At 48.0% G+C, this 21,022-nt stretch carries 21 protein-coding genes, 1 tRNA gene and 1 pseudogene; 6 read left to right on the top strand and 17 right to left on the bottom strand.

The features are described 5' to 3' along the window. Positions 1 to 10: 10 nt before the first annotated feature. Complete coding sequence (locus HMPREF9069_RS04025) at positions 11 to 1,528, bottom strand: S10 family peptidase (RefSeq protein WP_021625881.1); 1,518 nt, start codon at positions 1,526 to 1,528, stop codon at positions 11 to 13. Positions 1,529 to 1,893: 365 nt separating this feature from the next. Between HMPREF9069_RS04025 and HMPREF9069_RS04030 the strand changes: the two genes are divergently transcribed. Next, positions 1,894 to 4,119 (top strand): KUP/HAK/KT family potassium transporter, encoded by a 2,226-nt coding sequence (locus HMPREF9069_RS04030; protein WP_232204041.1) that lies wholly within the window; start codon positions 1,894 to 1,896, stop codon positions 4,117 to 4,119. 468 nt (positions 4,120 to 4,587) lie between these two features. Then, positions 4,588 to 4,767 carry a hypothetical protein gene (locus HMPREF9069_RS09560; RefSeq protein WP_156894159.1) on the top strand — a complete coding sequence of 60 codons (180 nt, stop codon included), beginning with the start codon at positions 4,588 to 4,590 and terminating at the stop codon, positions 4,765 to 4,767. Between the two features lie 38 nt (positions 4,768 to 4,805). On the opposite strand, the gene HMPREF9069_RS04040 is transcribed toward HMPREF9069_RS09560, so the two are convergent. Together HMPREF9069_RS04040 and HMPREF9069_RS04045 are read right to left on the bottom strand one after the other, a co-directional pair. Continuing rightward, entirely contained in the window at positions 4,806 to 6,431 is a 1,626-nt protein-coding gene (locus HMPREF9069_RS04040) for a citrate synthase (protein WP_021625886.1), read from the bottom strand. 14 nt (positions 6,432 to 6,445) lie between these two features. Then, on the bottom strand, positions 6,446 to 6,742 hold the full coding sequence (locus HMPREF9069_RS04045; RefSeq protein ID WP_021625887.1) for an ACT domain-containing protein: 297 nt from the start codon (positions 6,740 to 6,742) through the stop codon (positions 6,446 to 6,448). A 211-nt stretch (positions 6,743 to 6,953) separates the two neighbouring features. On the opposite strand from HMPREF9069_RS04045, the gene HMPREF9069_RS04050 reads away from it, so the two are divergent. Then, complete coding sequence (locus tag HMPREF9069_RS04050; RefSeq protein ID WP_021625888.1) at positions 6,954 to 8,126, top strand: iron-containing alcohol dehydrogenase; 1,173 nt, start codon at positions 6,954 to 6,956, stop codon at positions 8,124 to 8,126. Positions 8,127 to 8,289: 163 nt separating this feature from the next. On the opposite strand, the gene HMPREF9069_RS04055 is transcribed toward HMPREF9069_RS04050, so the two are convergent. Together HMPREF9069_RS04055 and HMPREF9069_RS04060 are read right to left on the bottom strand one after the other, a co-directional pair. Next, positions 8,290 to 8,790 carry a CarD family transcriptional regulator gene (locus tag HMPREF9069_RS04055; protein WP_021625889.1) on the bottom strand — a complete coding sequence of 167 codons (501 nt, stop codon included), beginning with the start codon at positions 8,788 to 8,790 and terminating at the stop codon, positions 8,290 to 8,292. 120 nt (positions 8,791 to 8,910) lie between these two features. Further along, complete coding sequence (locus tag HMPREF9069_RS04060) at positions 8,911 to 10,827, bottom strand: subtype A tannase (protein ID WP_021625890.1); 1,917 nt, start codon at positions 10,825 to 10,827, stop codon at positions 8,911 to 8,913. 118 nt (positions 10,828 to 10,945) lie between these two features. Between HMPREF9069_RS04060 and HMPREF9069_RS04065 the strand changes: the two genes are divergently transcribed. Then, a complete protein-coding gene (locus tag HMPREF9069_RS04065; RefSeq protein ID WP_021625891.1) occupies positions 10,946 to 11,383 on the top strand; it encodes an acylphosphatase in 438 nt (145 codons plus the stop codon). A 35-nt stretch (positions 11,384 to 11,418) separates the two neighbouring features. On the opposite strand, the gene HMPREF9069_RS04070 is transcribed toward HMPREF9069_RS04065, so the two are convergent. After that, on the bottom strand, positions 11,419 to 12,129 hold the full coding sequence (locus HMPREF9069_RS04070) for a peptidylprolyl isomerase (RefSeq protein ID WP_035438422.1): 711 nt from the start codon (positions 12,127 to 12,129) through the stop codon (positions 11,419 to 11,421). A 127-nt stretch (positions 12,130 to 12,256) separates the two neighbouring features. Next, positions 12,257 to 12,490, bottom strand: a complete 234-nt coding sequence (locus HMPREF9069_RS04075) for a hypothetical protein (RefSeq protein ID WP_021625893.1) — start codon at positions 12,488 to 12,490, stop codon at positions 12,257 to 12,259. Between the two features lie 165 nt (positions 12,491 to 12,655). Between HMPREF9069_RS04075 and HMPREF9069_RS04080 the strand changes: the two genes are divergently transcribed. After that, positions 12,656 to 13,639 carry an alpha/beta hydrolase gene (locus HMPREF9069_RS04080; RefSeq protein ID WP_021625894.1) on the top strand — a complete coding sequence of 328 codons (984 nt, stop codon included), beginning with the start codon at positions 12,656 to 12,658 and terminating at the stop codon, positions 13,637 to 13,639. Between the two features lie 243 nt (positions 13,640 to 13,882). Next, positions 13,883 to 14,809 (top strand): annotated as a pseudogene (locus tag HMPREF9069_RS09565) (Abi family protein). A gap of 248 nt (positions 14,810 to 15,057) precedes the next feature. Here HMPREF9069_RS09565 and HMPREF9069_RS04100 read toward each other — a convergent pair. From HMPREF9069_RS04100 to HMPREF9069_RS04145, 10 genes are all read right to left on the bottom strand, one after another. Then, positions 15,058 to 15,133, bottom strand: a tRNA-Phe gene (locus HMPREF9069_RS04100). Positions 15,134 to 15,226: 93 nt separating this feature from the next. Continuing rightward, positions 15,227 to 15,727, bottom strand: a complete 501-nt coding sequence (locus HMPREF9069_RS04105) for an FHA domain-containing protein (RefSeq protein ID WP_198009715.1) — start codon at positions 15,725 to 15,727, stop codon at positions 15,227 to 15,229. A gap of 82 nt (positions 15,728 to 15,809) precedes the next feature. After that, the gene (locus HMPREF9069_RS04110) at positions 15,810 to 16,193 is read right to left on the bottom strand and encodes a DUF192 domain-containing protein (protein ID WP_021625899.1); all 384 of its coding nucleotides are present in this window, start codon (positions 16,191 to 16,193) and stop codon (positions 15,810 to 15,812) included. After that, positions 16,194 to 16,724 (bottom strand): hypothetical protein, encoded by a 531-nt coding sequence (locus HMPREF9069_RS04115; protein WP_232204039.1) that lies wholly within the window; start codon positions 16,722 to 16,724, stop codon positions 16,194 to 16,196. 2 nt (positions 16,725 to 16,726) lie between these two features. Next, entirely contained in the window at positions 16,727 to 18,877 is a 2,151-nt protein-coding gene (locus HMPREF9069_RS04120; protein WP_021625901.1) for a hypothetical protein, read from the bottom strand. Beyond that, the gene (locus HMPREF9069_RS04125) at positions 18,849 to 19,442 is read right to left on the bottom strand and encodes a TadE family protein (protein WP_502685276.1); all 594 of its coding nucleotides are present in this window, start codon (positions 19,440 to 19,442) and stop codon (positions 18,849 to 18,851) included. The genes HMPREF9069_RS04120 and HMPREF9069_RS04125 overlap by 29 nt, the downstream gene beginning before the upstream one ends. Next, entirely contained in the window at positions 19,336 to 19,581 is a 246-nt protein-coding gene (locus tag HMPREF9069_RS04130; protein ID WP_021625903.1) for a hypothetical protein, read from the bottom strand. The genes HMPREF9069_RS04125 and HMPREF9069_RS04130 overlap by 107 nt, the downstream gene beginning before the upstream one ends. Further along, complete coding sequence (locus HMPREF9069_RS04135; protein WP_156894160.1) at positions 19,559 to 20,119, bottom strand: hypothetical protein; 561 nt, start codon at positions 20,117 to 20,119, stop codon at positions 19,559 to 19,561. Before HMPREF9069_RS04135 ends, HMPREF9069_RS04130 begins: the two co-directional genes overlap by 23 nt. A gap of 4 nt (positions 20,120 to 20,123) precedes the next feature. Further along, positions 20,124 to 20,327 (bottom strand): Flp family type IVb pilin, encoded by a 204-nt coding sequence (locus HMPREF9069_RS04140; RefSeq protein WP_035438424.1) that lies wholly within the window; start codon positions 20,325 to 20,327, stop codon positions 20,124 to 20,126. A gap of 49 nt (positions 20,328 to 20,376) precedes the next feature. After that, entirely contained in the window at positions 20,377 to 21,021 is a 645-nt protein-coding gene (locus HMPREF9069_RS04145; RefSeq protein WP_021625906.1) for a type II secretion system F family protein, read from the bottom strand. Position 21,022: the final 1 nt, after the last annotated feature.

The following is a 21,022-nucleotide window of genomic DNA, read 5'->3' on the forward strand; positions in this document are numbered from 1 at the left end:
ACACGCGTCTTTAATGCTTACGGTAAAAGGCTGCAAGATCGGCATCCATTGCCTCAAGCGTGGGAACATCCACATAGGCCATATGACCACAGCCATAGCGATGGAATTCTACGCGTTGCTTGATTTCATCAGAGAGGAACTGTGCAGAGAGATCATGGACAACATTCCAATAGGTTGTCGCTGCATCGTAGCGACCACCAAGCACGCACATCTTGATAGTAGGATCGCGACGCAAAGCACAGGCGATATCAATGGCAACGTTGGGAGCACCGACTTTTTCACCCGTACCAGGAGCCTCGTGCTCCCAGTCCCATTTCATACCAACACGCTCATAGTTGTTGTCAAGATAGCGAGCAGGACTACGATAGCCCAAGCTATCACGTAGGAAGGTACGGAAGGCATTGTTCCAGACAGCATTAACCGCATCGTCAGCGGCATCCTCACCTGCAATCCAGTCAGGAGTTTGCTGATAGCTTGGCGCATCAGATACAAAACGCATATCGAGACGGCCACAAACTTTGCCCTCGTCTGCCAAGATATGCCTACGGAAATCCTCCAGCGATACACGTAGATGGCGAGAGGCGATGTAGTCAGCAGACAGACCAATAAGCTCGGACATCTGCTCGGCCACCTTGCGTTCGCGCTCCTTGCCTAGGCGGTCTCCAACAAGCAAAGCGGGGGCATAAACCTCGTCAGAAAAGCTCATTGCCTTGTCAAACCAGCTGTCTACATCAATATCTTTGCCTGCACGGCCAAAGAACTGTGCTGTTGCAGCAAATGTTGGCAGCATGCCCAAGTAATACAGATCCTCGCCAGGTAGGGTCTGTACCCAATCCCAAATTGCAGACAGCATGGTCACACCAGTCAACTTGACGCCACGCTCGCCCAAAAGACGCATCAATACCGCATTGCGGACAGTGCCGTAGGACTCACCCAACAAATACAATGGACTTGCCCAGCGACCCTCACGCTCTAGCCAATCAGTAATAGCACGGCAAAAAGCATCAGCATCCCCATCAACACCAAAGAGCGACTTGGGTTCTGCATCTGCAGCAACTGGTGAAAAACCCGTACCCGGTGCGTCAAAAAAGACAAGGTCAGAATATTTCAACAGGGTATGAGGATTGTCAGTCACAGGAGCAGATGAATATAGGTGGTCAGTACCTGAGGTCTCTACGCGCAGCGGACCAAAGCCACCAAAGTTGATAGGCACAGATGCACAACCAGGACCGCCGTTAAAAAGGAAGGTCACCGGACGCGTGGGATCAGATTTACCCTCAGCATCAACTGCAACATACGCAAGATGAAACATCTGAGCCGTCAGGCGACCCGTATCATCACGCACGTCGGCGTGGCCTGCCGTGGCGATGTAATCGATAGTTTCCCCCTCACCCTTCCAGCTAAGGTGCTGGGATACAGCCTCAGGTACAGGCACAGTTCCCGAACCCTGAGCCACCCAAAAGTCACTCTTTTTTGCGGGGGTTGCGGCAGGCGTAGCCACCAGCTTTCCCTCAGTTTCTTCTGCCATATGAGCCTCCTTAAAATCGCGCCGAAGCGCATCTCTTGTCGACAAACACTATAGAGCAGACAAGCAAAACTCGACCTGCCATCCGCACTTCTTCTCTGCATCTACGGGTCTCAACTTGCCCCGCCCCTACAAAAAGATAAAATTATAGATTCAGTGTGCGCTAACACTCGCTTCACACATAGTTTAAATACAGCATGTTGCTTGATGTCTGCGCAGGTAGATACGTTGTTTGGAGCGTCATGAGCATAGCTAATATGCCTGTTGAGGGACCTTCAAAGACCCCTTTGGGATCCGTCAAAGACTTTTCTCGCAAAAAAAGTCACACACATAAGGCGGCACGTGGAAATGCGGGCATTCCGTTTTCTATGGGTATGGTGTTAGTAACCTTAGGCGTTGTCTACGGCGACATCGGCACGAGTCCCATGTACACCATGAAGGCAATCATGGAGGGTAACGGCGGACTCAAAACCATGAGTAGTGATGTGGTTTTGGGTGCTTTGTCTCTACTGATTTGGACCATCACCTTAATTACAACGGTGAAATACGTCCTTATTGCCATGAAAGCAGACAACCACAACGAGGGCGGTATTTTTGCTCTCTACAGTCTCGTGAGGCGCTGTAGCAAGTGGCTGCTCTTCCCTGCTATGGTAGGTGGAGCAGCACTGTTGGCAGATGGCATCCTCACTCCTGCCGTCACCGTAACCACAGCTATTGAGGGTCTGCGCACCATTGAGGCAGTCTACAACATCATTGGTGATAATCAACATATTGTTATTGGTATCACCATTACCATTCTCTGCGCACTTTTTATGATTCAACGCGCAGGTACCTCTACCATCGGCAAAGCCTTTGGTCCAGTCATGACTCTATGGTTTGGCTTTTTGGCAGCCATCGGTTTGATGAATATCATTACTACAGGGAATTGGGGGGTGCTGCGCGCACTCAATCCTATGCGTGGTGTTATCTTCCTTTTCTCAGATATCAATGCAGCAGGTCTCATGGTGCTGGGTAATGTCTTCCTCTGCACCACTGGTGCTGAAGCACTGTATTCAGATATGGGCCATGTTGGTAAGTCAAACATCTATGCAAGCTGGCCTTTTGTAAAGCTCTGCTTGATTCTCAACTACCTAGGTCAGGGCGCCTTTATTTTGGCAAACAGAGGTAACACTGGTTTGTATGGCATTGAACAGCTCAATCCCTTCTTCGAGATGGTGCCCGAAAACCTCCGCGTATTTGCCGTCATTCTTTCAACCTTGGCTGCTATCATCGCTTCTCAGGCACTCATTACTGGCTCTTTCTCCATCGTTAGTGAGGCTATTCACCTCAACCTCATGCCCCACCTCAAGATCACCTATCCCTCCAATACTAAAGGCCAGCTCTACATTCCTTTGGTCAACACCATTATCTGGATTGGTTGCATCTTTGTTGTTTTGCTCTTTAGGACATCCAGTCATATGGAAGCCGCATACGGTCTAGCAATTACAGCAACTATGCTCATGACCACCGTTTTGCTTTTTGTCTACCTCCATACCATCCGCCACAAGCCACTTATTGCCTATGTGTTCCTTGCCTTCTTTATTGCACTTGAGGCTATGTTCTTCGTCTCTAGCCTGACAAAATTCCTACATGGCGGCTATTTCACGGTACTAATGGCGGCGGCAATTTTCTTTGTCATGTATGTATGGCGCCGCGGCACCGCTATCGAACGTACGCAGACGGTCTATTTGCCAGTCAACAAGTACATCGACCAGCTCCGTGACCTTAGTCATGACGAAAGCTATCCTCTCACAGCAGACAATCTGGTGTTCCTTACTAACGATTCCAGCCCTGATAAGCTTGACCGAGACATTCTCTATTCAATTTTGGACAAGCAGCCCAAACGCGCCCGCGCGTACTACTTCCTTAACGTGAAGGTTACTGACGAGCCCCGCACGCTTTCGTACTCAGTTAACAATTTTGGCACCGATTTTGTCTTTAAGGTACAGCTACGTCTGGGCTTCCGTGTTAATCAGCGCGTTAACCAGTACCTTTATCAGATTGTCTCTGAGCTCGTGGAGTCTGGTCAGCTGGCTCCGCAACCACATCGCTACTCTATTTACCGTAATACCAGCAGTATTGGTGACTTCCGTTTTTGCATGCTGCGCAAGGAGATTTCACCTGAATCCGAGATCTCAGGTGGCAACGCTGGCATCTTGACGGTAAAGTACGCTATCCGCCGTTTCTGCGGCTCCCCCGCCCGTTGGTATGGTCTGGAAAACTCTTCCAATATCATCGAATACGTGCCACTGTTTGCCAAGGCAAAGCACACACACAAGCTTACCCGCGAACCTTACAAGCGCACCACCAAGCGTGGCAATACCGCATCTTCTGCGCCAGTTGTTGCTATCCCTGAAGTCAAAGTTGAGGAAGAAGAAAGCGATGTCTTTAGCGACGAGCTACGCAAAGCTCGCGAGGAAGCAACGCAAGCCGCAGCTACCACCCTTATCGGTGGCGATACCGCAAGCTTCCAACCACTTGTAATTGACGAAGATACCGAAGATGATGCTCTGCTTGCCGATGGCGAACTAGGCCGCGAAGAAGACATCGACTAAACGCACATATACATGCGTACGCTGCGTACGTGCCGTTTTGCCGCCTGCATATGTAAGGTAAGCCACCCTTTCATATGCAGACGGCATTCTTTCTGCGCAGGAGGTTTGCTTCTTCTCGGCAAACATCAGTCCATCATACGGACAACGCAATCCTTATACCTATAGGCGGTTCAATAGCGTCGCGCGTTCCCGTAAACGGTTCAAAACCGTCCCCAACCCCCCCACACAAACGGTTCAAAAGCGTCGCTCTGCTTCAATAAAAGCGCTGCTTACCTTTTTGCTGAGGGTGCCTCTTGAACCGTTTGCAGATAAAAGGATGCTTCTTGAACCCGTTGTCTTCCATTTAATGCAGACGGTTCAAAACCGTACCAAACGGCCGAAGAATGCCCAGGTAAAAATTGGCGCAAGGGCACATATTGAACCCGATGCGGATAAAAGGGTGCATTGTGAACCGCCTGCAGGGAAAGCGTGGTTGGAAAGGCACTTCTTGAACCCGTTGTCTTCTATTTAATGCAGACGGTTCAAAAGCGTACCCAACCGCCGAAGAATGCCCAGGTAAAATTTGTCGCAAGGGCGCTTATTGAACCCGATGCACGCAAAAAGGCGCATATTGAACCCGATACGAAGAAACTGCAACTAGGGCTATAGCAAAACCTGCGACGAAGACTACGAGACCTGCTGGAAGGTTAGCGCTCAGCAAGGGGCACATAGGCTTGGTTGGTCATATAGGAGTTATAAGCAGGACGAATAATACGAGCAGCACCATACATTTCTTCCATGCGATGTGACGCCCATCCAGCCAGGCGCGCAAGCGCAAAAATAGGCGTATAGAGCTCTTCAGGTACACCAAGCATCGAATAGACGAAGCCCGAATACAGGTCAATGTTGGCACAGATCGCCTTGTCTGTACCACGAACTTCTTTCATGAGTTCAGGCCCAATGCGTTCGATGGATTCGATGAGACCCAGTCGTCCATCATCACCCTTTTTGTGAGCAAGTTTTTCAGCATAGGCACGCACAACCTCAGCGCGAGGATCGGTCTTGGAATAAACCGCATGTCCCAAGCCATAAATCAAGCCGCTGCCATCAAAGACCTCACCTTTGAGAATGCGTGTAAGATAGCTTGCTAACTCGTCCTCGTCATCCCAATGATTCACGTTTTGAGCAATGTCATCAATCATGCGCGACACCTGCGCATTTGCACCGCCATGTTTGGGACCTTTAAGCGAACCGAGTGCGCCAGCATAGGCAGAATAGGCATCTGTTGCCGAAGATGACAATACACGGCAAGTAAAGGTTGAGTTGTTACCGCCACCATGTTCGGCGTGTAGCATAAGCATAACGTCGAGCATACGTGCTTCATCAACACTAAAGCCCTCATCGCCACGAAGAATATCAAGGACCGTTTCAGCCATGGAGTAATCTTCACGTGCAGGCGGCACCAATAGCTGGCGATTTTCCTCGGATGCACGATATGCCTCGGAGGCAACCGCCGCCACACGCGGCCAGCGACCAAGCAATGACACTGCCACGTCAATCTCGTGTTCGGGCGAGGTATCATCAGGTATTGGGTCAAAGGCATACAGCATGAGCGTTGCACGCTGTAGCACGTTCATAATGGAATGGCTGTAAGTCGCTCGTGGAAAGCTACGTAAAAAACCATCTGGCAGCTGGCGTCTCATACCGATGCGAGCCTTGAAATCAGCTAACTCATCGGCGGAGGGCAGAGCGCCAGAAAGCAACAGGTATGCAATCTCTTCATAGCCAAAACGATCTTCATCAGTTGCGCCATGTACTAAATCAGCGATATCGTAGCCGCGCAGGGTCAGACGTCCTTCATCAGGCACCACCCAGCCATCAACTTTGTTGTATCCATGTACATTAGAAATTGTGGTCAAGCCCACCAAAACGCCTGAACCATCAGAATTGCGCAAGCCACGTTTGACATCGTAGCGCTGATAAAGCTTTGCAGGCACCTTATCGACTTTATCCATGCCATGATAAAGCTGATCGGCAACACCTGTGGTACCCATCACTTCAGATGGCATAGGGTACGGGTCGCGCATATGCTCAAATGCTGAGGTGCCCGTCTCAGTCAGACGACGCCGTACCGACTCACCCAAAGGTGTATCAAGACCACCACCTGCCTCAATGCGCTTTACACGCTTTAAGCGACGAGTAATTTCGCGCATATCTTGGTCAGCACGCTCATCAGCAGGCATGCTGTGAGCGCTCTGCTTGTCATGAATTTTATTGATAGCTGTGTCGTTCTTTTTTTTGTTGTTCTTTTTTTCTGCTTCATTTGCGGCCATACTGGTCCTCTCGCCTACAGCCGATACATATAACGAAAGACATCCTCACGCTGCAGCATTATCTGCACACCGAGCTGCTCTTGGAGCTCGGCTAGGCGAGATTGGAGATCGGCAAAGTCACTCTCTCCTGCACTTAAATCCACCAACATGGTCATTGTAAAAATGCCCTGAAGAATGGTCTGGGAGATATCCAAGATATTGGCATCTGCTTGCGCCAAAACTGCAGAAACTGCCGCAACAATGCCAGGACGGTCTGAGCCCAAAACGCTCACCACCGCACGGTTTGTCTGTTCACCCATCTGTGAAGCCATAGCCCATCCTCCTCAAGTGTGCTGCGATATCGCACGCTCTGTGTATATCACGTTCAAGCTATGCTATTTTAGCGGCTCCCACGTTCTGCTCATATATGGCTACCTATACTGTTTTTGAAGCGAAACTCTTTTTGCTTTTAACTGGCACAAGCTGCACGTTTATAACATGCATTACAAGTGAAGGGGAGTCTATATGAACGATTTTGAGTGAATGTCACCTACAAAGTTTATCTTTGGACACAATGCTGAGAAAAAAGTGGGTGCATGGGCGGCTGACGAAGGGTACAAAAAGGCTCTTGTGCTGTATGGCAAAGGTCATGTTGTACGTTCTGGTTTGCTAGATACCGTATTAACCTCACTTGACAAAGCAAGTATTGCTCATGTCGAGCTGGGCGGCGTGCGTCCCAACCCTGAAGTTAATCTCGTGCGCCAAGCGGTTGAGCTTGCACGTAGTAAGCAGGTCGACTTTGTGCTCGCCGTAGGTGGAGGCTCCGTGATTGACACTGCCAAAGCTTGCGCCATAACTGTCCCCAATGATTGGGACGTATGGGAATATTTTGCTCATGGCAATCCTTTACCCAAAGTTAAGGCATTAGCTGTGGCAAATGTACTAACCATTCCCGCTGCGGGCTCTGAGGCCTCAAACTCCTGTGTCATTTCTAATGATGAGCTGGGCATCAAAAAAGGAATCAACAGCGATATTATCCGCTGCAAAGCAGCCTTTATGAACCCTGAGCTCACGCTAAGCCTGCCTGCTTATCAAACTTTTGCAGGTGTCACCGATCTGATGATTCATATCATTGAGCGTGCATTTTCTGCCTCTGGTGACGTACCTGTAACTGATGGTATCGCTTTTTCCCTGCTGCGTACCATCCGTTCGGCAGCTCTTGTGGTGCTACGCGATCCTAACAATTACGACGCGCGCGCCAGCCTGATGTGGGCATCAACATTGGCTCATAATGGTCTGTGCGGTAATGGCCGCGCTGAGGATTGGTCATCTCATGGCATGGAGCACGTCTTGTCCGCTGTAAAGACCGAAGTTACCCATGGTGCCGGCCTTGCCGTTATTGTTCCTGCTTGGCTACGTCATTGTTGCAAGCAAAACCCTACACGCATAGCACGTTTAGGTGCAGAGGTCTTTGGTGTTGCTCAGACTGGCTCCCTCGAAACCGATGCTCTAGCCGCAATTGATGCTCTACAGGATTTTTTCTGCACGATTGGCATGCCTCGCTATCTTGATGAGTTTGGCTTTGTTCCTGCAGATGTAGATCAGCTGGTAGAAGGTCTACGCGCTACTAAAGGCGATCATTTGGGTTCGTTCAAACGAATGAATATGGATGATGTACGCGCTATTTATAGTTCTGCTTTTGCAACTCAAGACTAGCAGACCTGTCGCCGTCAACCACACATTCAGCTAAGCAAATAGCCGCGAGCCCTCAGCAGAGTCGCGGCTATTTTTATAAAAAGCTGTCTGGCGCAAAGACACTAGCGGTCCCACCAGCTTTTTAACTCGCGTCATCTATGAAGTAACGCAGAGTCTTCAGCTGCTAGTTGTCTTCTGGATTTTCTCCTTCGGAAGCCACAAAGAGCATGGTAACATCCTCTGGCGTCTTGTCCAAAGCAACCGAAAGCTCGGTAAGCGAACGCTTGCGCGCTTTTTTGAGAATGCGCTCATAGGCTACGGGCGGTTTTTTGCCAGCTGCTTTGAGATCCTCAATACGCTGACGGAAAGTTTTGACAATACGCACGGAATCGCGGCAATCCCCATAGCGAATCTCATCGGTAAAGTACTGTTCTTCAAGGGCATTACTGCGCTCTTTATGGGACTCAGGCGCCATCGTAGGATAATCATCGATAATCTCGGCAGCCTCATCATGGCTCAAGATAGGCCGCAAAGTATCTTCGCGCGCAATTGGAAAACTAATACGCATAGGATTTCGCTGACCAACAGGAGTCAGCATATAAGAGCTCATTGGCTCATCGACAATCCCTTTGATCTGGCAGACACCTTGACCAGGATGAACGATGAACTCTCCAACCTCAAACATGTATAAACCCCCACCTCAACTGCCAATACTGTTATCAATACTAGCACGCCAAGGCAGAAAAATAATATTTTTTGAGTTTTGCTCTTACAAAAAGCATCAATTTACGCTATTTTATTACGTTTACTCTTTTTCATAGATTTGAGTTACCCAAGAAACAAGCTTGTCTTCAGCATTACCCTCACGTTCAGCCAGCTCAAATCCTGCCCCCCATACAGGCGTAAAAGCTACATCTTTAATGCCCTTATAAGCCTTAAGCGCCAGCGCCAAGTTGACTTCATCAGCAAAGGAAGTCGTATTCGAGAAGAGACCCGCGTTGATACGCCAATAAGGCGCCACCTTGGCACTGCCATTACTCTTGGAATTATCCGCGATGAAGTGCAAAGGACTCATCATCTGGACGCGACTTACAACATCCAGCTCAAAGCTGTCGGTTTTGCTGAGATCTTCTTTCCAATCAAAAGCATAATTAGCATCCCAGTCTTTGAGCTTGCTATAGCTATCCTGATGGGCAGCAATTTGCTCAGCCATAATCTGGTCAAAGTGCAGCGAAGTTTCTTCACCTACACCAAAGAGCTGATTGATGGTCGAGGAACGGTCGCAGGCATCAAAGGCACCCACATTATGCTGTGCTGGCCGACAAGCCTCCACAAAGTCCCAGAGATTGGTTACATTCGCTCGCTGTGCCGTACCGCTATAAACCAGCCAACGTGTCTTACCAGTAAGGGATCCAACGTAACTCTCGATAGAATCATAGACCGTCGACTGTACAGTTCTTACACCGCTTGGAGTGTTAGCATTTTTATCGGTAGAATTCGCATCGCTTGCTGCGTCACTCGCCGCTGTAACACTTGCATAGTTACTCTTTGCCAAGGTTGGATCACCAGGAAAAAGCGGAGTATTTTGATCTGTCGGTGTATAGGTATAGGGAAAAGCCGTAGCCGAGAAGAACTTACTTGCTGCAGCTTCTACCAAACCCAACAGGTAGTCGTAATAATTACCCGAGATGAGCGAACCATCTTCGGCGGCATCCAAACTGAGTGGCTTACCTTCTTCATCAAGCAGACCTAGCTTATTGACATATTTACCATAAGCAGTGGCAAGATCTGCCGAGAGTGCTCCGCCAAAGCTTCCCTCTGCACGAGCACCCTCATCTGAGAACTGACCCATCATCCACTCGTAAGATGCATCGGCAGAATCAAGCGCTGTGACAGGACACCATGCACCAACACCTTGGATGGCGTCAGAAATAGTCTTACCCTCTTCCCCATCATGCATTGCGGCACCGATTTGCTTGAGGTAAGGCTCAAACTCAGGAGAATCACCCGAGCTACCAAGGCAAGCAGCAATGCCACCGCCACCACCAAAACCAAAGGCAAAAATTCGATTTGTGTTACCTGGCAAAAGGTCTTTGTTGTAGCGCAAATAACGTATTGCAGCTTTGAGATCGACCACTGGCCATGGGGCACCACCTGCAATAAGCTCAGAAGTATTGCTTTCTGCTGTTGCTGAACGACCACGGAAACCAGCATAAACGTAAATAAGACCCGCCGAGAGATAGCGCGTAAGACCTGTATAAGAAAAGCCCGTCGGACATGCTTGGGCCTCAAAACGTGCAGAGTTGAGCGGCATCATAATGGGCGCAGTAGCTGCGGTAAAAGAAGCAATCTTTGCATCGGGTACCAGCGTGCACTCATAGCTCCCATTAAGGCGCTTCTTACCTTCAAAGTATGGACCAGGTACAAAAATCGCAAGAGACTCATAGGCTTCGGTTGCAGGATGCAAACAATAAGGCACACCAAGCTGGTAGTAGCAGTCAAATGTTGTATCGTAATTCCACGCACCCATATCAAGCTTGAGAGCTGCAAACTCTTTGAGATCGATTTCGGTTTCAGCAGAACCTTGAGGGGTTTTTGAGCTGTTTTGCTGGCCCTCATCCTTATTGATAAACCAAGAAAAATTGGGCTGGGCGCAGGCACCGAGACCTGCCATAGTTGCAGCCGACGCCACTCCGAGGAATGTCCTTCTGCTTACACCCATTGTTGCCTCCCAAAAGCGAAACTTACCGAATTGTGTATTTGACACCTTGTAGTTTGCACAATTTTGCGTCCTAATTCGTCTATTGTAGACGGAGAATGAGTTTTCACGAGAGACCTACATGGCGTGTAAGGAGCTGCCCATGCTGAAGTGGTTCAAACGCGCGAATGAAAAGCAACAAAAAGAGGTCAAAGAGGCTGCGGGGGCTGCCAATTTGAGTGCGGCAAGCTCAAACATAAGCGAGCAAGCAGATCTTGAAGACGCTGACACAGCAAAGCTACGACGCGTACATTTTGTTTTTCGTGGACAAGTGCAAGGGGTTGGCTTTCGCTGGAACGCACGTAACTGTGCTAACGATTTGGGGCTGCTCGGTTGGGTACGCAACGAATGGGATGGCTCGGTCACGATGGAACTACAGGGCGACTCCGAGCGCATCGCGCGCTTCTTTACGCTCTTTAACCAGCAGTATCGCCATTTTCAAATTGATTATGTTATCGACGAAAAGGAAGACATCCCTCTTCATAATGATGAAAGCGAATTTAAAGTAATTTTTAGCTAGAGATGACTGAGCAACAAGGCGCGATGCCTACAGTCCTAATCATCAATTTCAAGCTTTTCGATAACTGGCTGGTCATCCTGGACAATAGAACCGTTGCTATCTGTCGGTTTTGCTTGTTTGCAAATCTCGTCGACAACATCCATGCCGTCAGTAACATGGCCAAAGGCAGCATACTGCCCATCAAGAGACTCCTGATAACTCTGCATGATAAAGAATTGCGATGAGGCAGAATTGTAGTCTTGGGCGCGCGCCATCGCGATAGTACCTCGAGTTAACAGGAGCTTGTTGTCAACCCCATTAGCACTAAACTCTCCTTTGATTGTACGGTCGGAACCACCAGTCCCGTTAGCTTTGGGGTCGCCGCCCTGCATCATAAAATCCTCGATAATGCGATGGAACGTAAGACCGTTGTAGAAGCCATCCTTTGCCAAGCGACAGAAATTACTAACGGTGATAGGTGCAGAATCTGCATCTAAAACAAGCTTGATTGTTCCGTAATCCTTGATGATAAGCGTGGCATGATGGGTCCCATGACCAAATTCATCATCAGGAGCAACCGCCGTAATAGTGCTTGCATTTTTGTCTTGAGCAGTACCTGCGAGAGGATCGGTTTTTGTTTGGGTTGAGGTAGTGGAACCCATCTCAGTATAGGATCCAGAGCCACTGGACGTGACGGCTGAGTCTTGAGAGGAGCAGGCGGTTAGTGCCGCTATGGAAACAAGACTGCCAGCAGTCAGACTTGTCAAAAATGCCCTTCTTGAAAGAGTAAGCTTCTCTAGGGAACTTCTTGGGTTGGTTTTGTTATTCAACATACAAAAAGCTCCTCTTATTTGAGTTAAGACAAAGCAAAACTAGTTAAGCTACAGCCTAATCCTACTCTTCTAGAAACCACTCTAAATGGCCGCAATTCTGGCACACAAGCACAGTTGCCGATACATTTGCCCAATCAAGACCAAAAAATGTAGCCGCTGCAGTATTAAGCTGTGCTGTGCGTTTATCGAATTTGTCACGACCGCAGTGCGAACAGACTACGTGCTTGCCTGCCACCTCATAATAAGGGGTATTACCAATTCCGCGCTCACCGCTAAACGCCTCATAAACTCCCATCACAACCCCCTATAGCTCAGACTGTTACAACTGCTATTGCTAGTGATGCCAAAATTCAACAAGTACGCTCAGATCTGCTTGACTGCATTATAAGGGCATCGGGAACATAGAGTTCCTATACTGTCGAGTGGTAATAGGATTTGATGCTATTGGAGCTGATGTCGCATGGGATCGACACTCACTCGTTTGTGGGAGCATATAGAGGCTGCTGACAAAAAGCGTATTGAGACACAGCTGCGCGTACCAGATGTCGAAACAAGCACAGCTATTGCCTATCTCAACGATGGTAATCCCTTGCATGTATTAAGTATTTCTCGCCCTAAGGGCACAACAGGACAGATAATACTACCTGTAATTGTTGACATTCATGGTGGCGGTCATATGTATGGCGACCTGCTGGTTAATCGCAATTACTGCGAGTACCTAGCATCACAAGGCTTTGCAGTAGTCAATATTTGCTATCGCCTGCTGCCTGAAGTTGATTTAGCGGGCATGATCCAAGATTTGTGGGCAGCCTTTGAATGGCTGGCACAACATGCCTCAGAGGAGTTATTGGATTTGCAGCATTGTTTTATTACAGGAGATTCTGCTGGGGCTCATTTGAGCATGTTGGCATTATGTATTGGAAACAAAGCAGAACTGCAGCAGATATACGGCACGACTGCACTGCCGCTAAGCTTTAAGGCGCTCGCGGTAAGTTGTCCTGTGACAAATCTGATGCCCTATTATGCACCAGGTGTATTTGGCACCCATGCTGATGCAGAAATGCGACAAATGTTTTTAGGCAAGCAGGGCGAGAGAGCTCCTTGGGCCCATTACATGAGCATAAACGAGGTATTGCCGGGCGTTACGTTACCACCCGTACTGGTAATAGGTTCAGCAGGCGACAGTCTGAAATTTCAAACACAAGCTTTGCTTGAACTGTTGAAAAAGAATGGCAGCCAGTATGAGACACTTATCTGGGATAAAAAATCTGACAAAGTATTAGGGCACGTTTTTAATATCGGCTTTTGGGATCAAAAAGAAAGCCTTGAGACCAATGACGCTATGCTTGAATTCTTTCTTACTTATGATGCGGAGCATCGTTCGCGTACGATCGACCCTGCTGACCCTGATACACCGTCATGCCACGCTATGGGCGTACAATGAGCTTCACTATTCCTGATGGATGGAAAGCTTGATGGGAGTAGCAAAAATGTACTTCTGTAAAGTAACAAATAGTGCCATATATGCCGTTTATGGTGAATTTGAGTCATTACAGCATTTTACTAATGGGCAAGATGACGTGATGGTTCATATTAGCAGTATGAAGAGGTTTGGCGTCGGTACGTCCGGTCAAGCCCATGAAAGCCGCCATAGTGCGGCTTTCTATGTTTAAAAGGATAAAACACAATGGATAAGCCTTTTAAATCTATAGAAGAGCAACTAACAATTCTCTCAAAGCGCGGTATCGCTATTGATAATTCCGCTGAAGCTGTGCTTAAGCGCGAAGGTTATTACTCAGTGGTAAACGGCTATAAAGATTTATTTATTGACAAAGCTGCTTCTGCAAATGCAAAGGATGATAGATACGTTGTTGGCACTACTTTTAATAATATCTATAGACTCTTTTTGTTTGACCGAGACCTTCGCTTAACGATGTTTCGCTACTTCTCCGAAGCGGAAGCAGCCTTAAAAACTACGTGCTCTTATAAATTCTCTGAGAAACATCAAGATGAGCATGAGGCATATTTAAACCCTCACAACTACAGAGCAGATAGGTAATATGTTAAAAGAGTTGAAGGACTTATTGATGACTTCAAAAAAATATTGCACAAGTACCCATATGAAAACTACTCTTTCAAGCGTGACTATATCCAGCATTATGTGCGCGACCATGATGAAGTCCCATTTTGGGTTTTAACTAACTTTCTCATGCTGGGTCAGATATTCAAATTCTATGATTTCCAGCCTGAATCAATGAGAAATGCTATCGCGGCAAACTTTTCTAGCCTTTATAACGAGTCACACATAGACACTAAGAAAATAAGCCCTAGACGATTACGCCTCGCATATGATCACATCAAGGATTTCAGAAATATCTGCGCACACGATGAGCGACTATATTGCGCAAGAGTATCGCCATCAAAAAGTATTAAATTTGTCGATATGCTTAACGACCTTGAGCTAGTTTTAAGTCGTGATGAATTTGCAAAAGCTCAAAATGACATTCTCAACCTAATCTCTGAGCTTATGAAAGATATCGGACAAAGTCGAACTACAAATGTTTTGAAATCAATGGGGATTCAGAGTATTAGTTCAACGCTTATGCCTTCGTAGTCGCTCAACACCACGCTACCTCACGCTAATTAGACTCCCCCGCCGCCTATCCACCAAGATTTCGGGAGAGCCTACAAGCCACCTAACAACTCAGAAAAGAAGGCTTATGCCGTCATCTTACACCTTATTAAAAACATATCGCACAGCTACGCTTTTAGCTTGCTCCAAAATGTTTTGTCACTTTTCTGTCACTCCGTGTCACTTCGGCACGAAAAAAGGCCAGAGCCGAAGCTCTGACCTTGTGTTTCTGGTGGCGGGGAAGGGAATCGAACCCCTGACACGGGGATTTTCAGTCCCCTGCTCTACCAACTGAGCTACCCAGCCAAAACGCCTGCGTTTGCAAGCTTGTATATCTTAACAAAGGACATGTCTCTGTCAACTCTTTATTCTGATGAAACCCCAATTTTTTGAAAATAATCAGCACACTTTTGGTTTCTTGGAATGCATTTTTTGGGCAAGTAGATAATTTCCACAGAGCGAAATCATCTCTCCAAAAGGAATAAGTACACTGCCTTCTAAAGCTTTTCCCTGGTAAAGTATGGGATTTGTAGCTCCTAAATCTCTTACTACCATGCCATTTTCATCAGGAAGCAACTCAGTATGCGATCGCGACACTGCCTGGGAATGCAATACCACATCATTGTGTGGCGATCTTCCAATCCGCAGACCCTGCTTGGGTAAGGGGATATGAGCTTCTAGCTCGGGAGTTTTTATCCAAAGACAAACCTCGCTGGTATTTGCCTCACTTGTAACAAGAGGCTGACAGGTCTCTTCTTTCAAACGCTCCTCTAAAGGCAGCTGGTTGGTCATATCAGGTCCTTCTTGTTCAGCAAACTTATACATGCATTCAAAACAGGTATCCATATCCGCAAACAAAATTTGTCCACAACAAGGACAAGTTTTAGTGCTATCAGCCATTGTGGAATTGCTATCACCTTGTATGGATCTAGGTGGGATGGGTGGGATTTTTTCTAGCTCACCTCTCCCAAAAACTCGTAGGTCAGCCATATACGGTCTCCCCCTCTCGCTTTTCTTCTTGCATTAACCAAACTCTCTGACCTTGCCGGAGCCATGTCCGCCTACTTGCAGGACGCTCCATCACAGCCCAGCTGCCAAATTTGCTGCGAATATCCCCTGGCTTTACGTTTTGACAAACACGCAATACATAGCCATCACGATCTATGAAGGCAAGGTCGAGCGGATACTTCATGCCAAAGGTGTGAACCGAGCTACAACGCATGAGTGCGACGGCAGGACTATGCTTGCCTGAACGTAACAAGCCCAAAGCTTTATCACGGAAAGTCTCAAGCATTCTGACTGGTAAGCCCTCAATTTCTATCACATCTGAATGAGGAGAGCTCAACACCTTTAGCTGAGCCATCATTTACATCACCACTCCTCCCCGATATCTATCAACCACCAATGTGCGGGTATGTTCCAAGCTGATAGGCGCACTGTAAGCAACGCCCGCAATTACAAACGAACATGGCCAAGGCTTGTACCTAAGCGTGCAAACAAAACGAGTAAGTAAAGGAGAAATCGGAAAACCAATCCCAGCACCATTTTTTGAGTCACCTCCATACACAGGCTCTGCATGTACTTCAATCGAGCAACTGCGCATATCAAGAGCAGCTTTGATAGTCTGCTCAACTTCATTTACTGCCGCAGCCTTTGTCTCGCCTTTTGGAGAAACTCCTTGGGAAACCACGGCATCTGCTGCTATACGGTCAAATGCAGAGCAAGCACTCACAAATCGCATCAGATTAAATACTGTCAGCGCAACAACAATTACTACAGGCACTAGGACAGCAAGTTCTACCGTCATTTGTCCAGAACAGCTACGAAACTTCTGACATTTGCCAGAAATACGCCACAGCGACAACAAGCTCCTAAAACTAGAGCGACACAAAACCATAGTTAGCCACCTCCAAGATACTTGGAGACATCTATAGTTAAGGGAATCTTGACACCTGTACCAGGTATTTCAATCTCAGCAACAGTAAAGATAGGCCCACCCAGCTGACTCGCCACCTCTCTTGCAAGCACTTGCGCAGCAGCATCTCCACTATTAGGAAGTTTCTGCACAATTTCACGCACTATACCGAACTGCTCTCGTCCATCTCCTGCTTTGTCAAGTACTTCTTGACTATGTACCAGTACAGGTTTTCGAGCTCTCATATCGGCAGGCTCAAAACCAGCAGATTTCACCGTACTTGAAATCATCTTTTTTATAGACTGAGCCACTTTTTCACCCATGAGCCAGCCTGCATCATTCAAAAATCCATCTACATGAGATTGCGCAGCCTCAAAAGCAGAGCCGTAATCTACCAGCAATTTTCCCCAAAGTGCCAAAGCCGACTGAGCAATACCCGCAACTCCAAAACCAGCCTGAGACTCAATACCTGAAAGCAACTGGGATAAAACAGTACTTCCTCCACTGCTATCCTCTGGTGCCAAAGTTGCCGCCGAAATCGCAGCACCTGCAGGCAATTTTGCTCCAGGAGAGAACGCACCTGTTAGCTCCGCCGGCGTCACGCTACCCGCATCGCGCATGACCACCGCAACACAACCCCAAGCGCCTGCTGGCACAAAATCGGGTCTTTCAACTGCAAGAATATCCATAGCCTTCTGAAAAAGGTCATCACTTTCTTCTGATATTCCTTCAAGTTCTTTTTCTGCAGCTATCTCGTCATTCTTTGCTCCAAGATAATCACGCGATGCCTCCACGACAATACGCCAATAATGCTCATATCCGTTGTTAATATTTGTTGATGCGCTGGCAGCGCTTGCCTGTGCCTGCACATTCATGCCACATTTAGGGCAGCAGCGTACAGCGCCTGAATCGATATCAGCCAAAGAAGCGGTGCCAGAATATGAGCCTGTTGCTCCAAGACAAGCGAGGGAACTATGCAGCGTGCGTCCTTCTTCCTCATCTGTGCAAGGCCAAATTGAATCGGTATACAGGCTAGTCGCCCGCACCATTGCCGCTGTATGTGGAAGCTCGGGAAGCTGCATTTCAACGTAGTCGGACTTCTCTATACATTTTGCTTTTTCCATCTCGCGGGCAGCAAACCTATAAAACTGCTTTCGCGCAGCACTGCGAGTCAGTTCCTCTGCCGATGACCCATGAGGATGTTCTGAAGCAGCGCGCGTGCGATAGTAATTGAGGGAACGAATCCTCGCGTAATCAAAGCGCCACTCTTTAAAACTTGCGTAGTTTGGATTATGTGCACCAGACAACCCCGCAAGCGTCTGAGCACGGCTTCTCATGCAATGTGGGTTATCTACACAGTCCGCTCGCCAAGCTTTTTCCTTTGCAGCATCGGCTCGCTCCATTGCATCTTTTTTACGCTCAGAAGCATCTTGGAGTTTCTTGGCATTATTCTCCAATTCTTCTCCGGAAAGACCATCATCAAGAAAGGAATAATCCGTCTCTGAAGTTAGGGGAAATGGAATTGCGGTACCCACATACCTTAGCTGTTGCGTGCTGTTTGCCGAGGTGCATGATGCTGCATTTGCCATCACAAGAGCTGGCAGGGCCTTTTCAAGTTTCTGTAAACCCGTGGCAGCGCTTTTTGCAAAATTCCGTCTTAAGTCAAGGATCGAACGACCGACATTGATAGTCTCAATAGCAGCTGCATGCGTAATGGGAAGAGCGGACAGTATTAGTCCCGTCCCAATAGTTGCCAAACCTGCAAGTCCCATGGAAAGTACGATGGCATCACTAACCTGAGCTACTGTCGTAAAGCCTGACACTGCATTTGCACCAGCAAGTGCAGTAGCATCTGCCACTTCTTGAACTTCTGATGCACGTGAGGTTGACCAAGCGGCTGAAGCAGCACCGAACACTAACACCAAACTTACAAGCAGGGCGACCGCCATCGCCACAGTAGTGTAACCGCCTTCATCATGGATAAAGATTGACAGCGGTGAATAGCCCGTGGAAGGCGGAACGCACTGCGAAGCGTTTTGCTTGATATTCTTATTACTGTTGATATCAACTGAATGCATATCTATAGCCACTGGTACTTTATCGGCTTTACTTCCAAACACTAACCCAATCCGCATACGCACCTCCCAACCATTCTGGTCGCATCCGTTCGGTCATATCCACATGCAGTACCAAGCCCGTGCCATCGCGCTCATAAAACACCGAGGCAAGACCTCCAAATAAAGGAAGTGGACGAGCGTGACCCGTTATAGAAACGCGAACAAATCCTCCTTTCCCATCGCTTGTTTTAATGTGCCAATCGCCCTGTCCGCCCACATGAAAGGGAGACACTTCTGGCACTGCAGCCAATCTTCTTAGGCCAAAGTCCTTGCAGGCAGAAAGGTCCGAGTCATTCCGGGCGGTCAAGACAGCACGAGCTGTTTCTGCAGCAGCACCTCGCATCAGCATCTGCGTATAGAGCAGGCAAGCAGGTTGTACGAGTAGGGCAATCAATACCAATACACTCGGTATCAGCACAGCTGCCTCTATGGTTGATTGACCCAGACTCGCCCTGTAGCTGCAGTTATGCAAGCTACTAGAAAAGGACGAGGTCATTGACCTCATTAAGGGTATTCCCTGCGCCAAAGAGATGCGATGCCGCCGTTGTCGCCAGCTTGAGCAAATGCCCATCCCTACCCGCATGCCACACTGCGGCAAGGCCCACCACCAAGGACAAAAAAGCAAACAGTACCAAGGCATACTCAAGGGTCGATTGGCCTTGGCATATACGAGCTGCTTTGTGTTGTTCGAGATTCCCACTACTCCTCCCTCCCTGACACATCTATCATCTCCTCCTTCCAAGCATCAGGATCCATCCGTGTTATCTTCAACTTGCTATGCTTTCCCTCGGCGGAAACTATGCAAACATCCACCCAACGATCCCCTTGCACCACACAACCCCAAACGCGACCAAACAAATCAAGATAGTCAGCCGTCACAAGTACACAGTCATTTCTTTTTTTGTAAGCCTGCATCAACAACTGAGCCTCCTGAGCCATAGGAAGCCCAGAGGTTTGCTGCATACAAGCAGAGCCTTGCTTTCGTGGAGTAGCTGCAAGTGATACAAGCAGTTGATCGAGTCCTTCTTCCAAACCTGCTATATCAGTATGGGGAGTCGCTTCCACCTGCTGAGAGGAATCATCAGACTTGGCATCTAGGCGTTTGTTTACATCCATAGTGTGCCGAGCATCTTGAGCTGACGGTTCACCGCCCTGCTTGTCCACTATTTTTGGAGCAGGAAATGCAAGCAAATCCACTACAAGAAAAAATGCCATCGCCGCAAGTACAAGAACTACACGCCACGCTCTGCTTGTTTGCATTTTTCTACAAACCATTAATACCGTCGGCAATAGCTGACCATAGCTCCTGTACCTTGCCACGGAAGGCAATAATGGCAAGAATTGCAATAACTACCAGCACGCCAACCAAAATCGCGTACTCAGTAGTACCCTGGCCTTTCTCATTTGCCAAAGTTTTTGTAATCCAGCAACGTAAAGCGTTCGTCTTTGCATAAATCCTGTCATCCATAAGCTGTCCTTTCATTCGTATTCTCACATCCTTTATGGATGCAAATGAGCTATCCCAGAGCTACGGCTGATCCGAGCAAAGGTCCCAAAATTGCCAATAGCATGGCAGGCACAATGAGTGTTCCTAAAGGAATAAGCATCTTTACCGGCACTTTTTCAATTTGTTCTTCTACTTGAGAACGTTGCTCATCGCGAATTGCTTGTGATTGCTGCTCAAGCACCGCTGCAAGTGGAGAACCAAACGCAAGTGCTTGAGAAACTGCATCTGAAAAGCGCTTCAATGCACCAAGCTCCAACTCGGCCGCTAATTCACTCAATGCTTCATCACGAGTCGAAATACCCATACGCCAAGAATCCATTGCATGGCGAAAGGCACTTGAAAGCTCCGTGGTGCTCCGATTGCAATACAGCTCAAGAGAAGCATCAAACGAGAGGCCTGCAGAAAGTCCCAAAGTCAAAATATCCAGCATTTCAGGAAGACTCCGCAAGCCTTCTGAACGCCGTGTAGCCAAGTGCAATTGGCGGCGCACTTCCGCAACGAGTGGCAAACGTTTTTCCAGGCGTTGACCCAACTGAATGAAAAAACTGTGAGACGACAGTTCATCTGCATCCTCGTGGGGCGAGCTTAATACCCAAACTCCAGCCAAATTGCTTATGCCCGTTGCACCAATAAGCGCAAGTGTTGCTACATCCATA

Origin of the sequence: Atopobium sp. oral taxon 810 str. F0209 (genome assembly GCF_000466405.1) — a bacterium.
GTDB lineage: Bacteria > Actinomycetota > Coriobacteriia > Coriobacteriales > Atopobiaceae > Olegusella.